Origin of the sequence: Vibrio sp. OPT46 (genome assembly GCF_015163535.1) — a bacterium.
GTDB lineage: Bacteria > Pseudomonadota > Gammaproteobacteria > Enterobacterales > Vibrionaceae > Vibrio > Vibrio alginolyticus.
The window spans coordinates 1-1,078 of the sequence record NZ_JADDYG010000100.1; the positions used below are offsets into that span (position 1 = coordinate 1).

A 1,078-nucleotide genomic window follows, 5' to 3' on the forward strand; every position below is an offset into this window, starting at 1 on the left:
CACATGTATGGCATTTGTTTGTGGTGCGAACTTCACACCGAGATGCATTGGTTAAGCATTTATCAGAGTATGGTATTCAAACACAAGTACATTACCCGATAGCGCCGCATAAACAGCAGGCTTATAAAGAGTTTGGTCATCTGTCATTAGCGTTGACTGAGCAGTTACAAAATGAGGTGCTGTCATTGCCAATGTCGTCCTACTTGAGTGAAGACGAGAGTCAAGAAGTAGTCGATGCAATCAACTCTTTTAAGGTTGAGTAATGACACAAGAGCATGTGCAAGTATTAGAAGACGTGGTTTATGTCTTCTTTTGTTATAAACAATCTCGTTATCTTGAGAAAACATTGCCAGCGGCATTGAGCCAGACCGTGTGGCCAAGCCAATTATTGATCTTGGATGACTGTTCACCTGATGATAGTCATAAAATAATTCTATCGCTTTTAGAGTTTGCGCCTAAAGGATTAAATATTGAATATCGCCACAATAAGCAAAATGTTGGTTTAGTTAGCCAAATCAACTCCTTGCGGGGGCAATACCAAAATAAGCTTATTATTGTACAAGCTGGCGATGATATAGCGATGCCGAGCCGAGTTGAGGAAACTTATGAAGCCTGGTTGAAAAATGGCAAACCAAGCTTAATTATTGGTGGTTACGACAAAATTTCTGAGCAAGGCGATGTTATTGAGTCATTTGAATCGATTAAGCAAAATAAAAAGCCGTACACACTCGAAAATATTATTAATAGAAAGTGTGCAGTAGATGGTTGTTGTGCCGCTTTTACCTCTGATGTACTGAACGAGTTTGCTCCTTACAACAAAGACATCATCAATGAAGATCGCATCAATGTCCTTCGAGCCTTTTTGTTAAATGGTATTCATCATGAAAACAAAAAATGGATCCAATATCGATTGGGTGGCATATCAACGTTCGCAAAAGAAACACGTGAAGAAAGGTATGACAACACAGTAATTAATGCTCAGCGTGAACTGCAAGATCTTAAAATGAACTTGCGAGATGCAGAGAGTAAAAACGCCACTAAAGTTGTGAGTGCGATTAAAAAGCGTATGTGTACCGCT

General features: G+C 39.3%; 2 protein-coding genes. Both read left to right on the forward strand.

Translation table 11 applies throughout. The annotated features are described in order from the left end of the window. On the forward strand, positions 1 to 263 hold a 263-nt coding region (locus IQR33_RS05080), incomplete at its 5' end, for a DegT/DnrJ/EryC1/StrS family aminotransferase (protein ID WP_193843566.1). Next, the coding region (locus IQR33_RS05085; protein WP_193843567.1) for a glycosyltransferase family 2 protein at positions 263 to 1,078 on the forward strand (816 nt) is incomplete at its 3' end. The genes IQR33_RS05080 and IQR33_RS05085, both read left to right, overlap by 1 nt.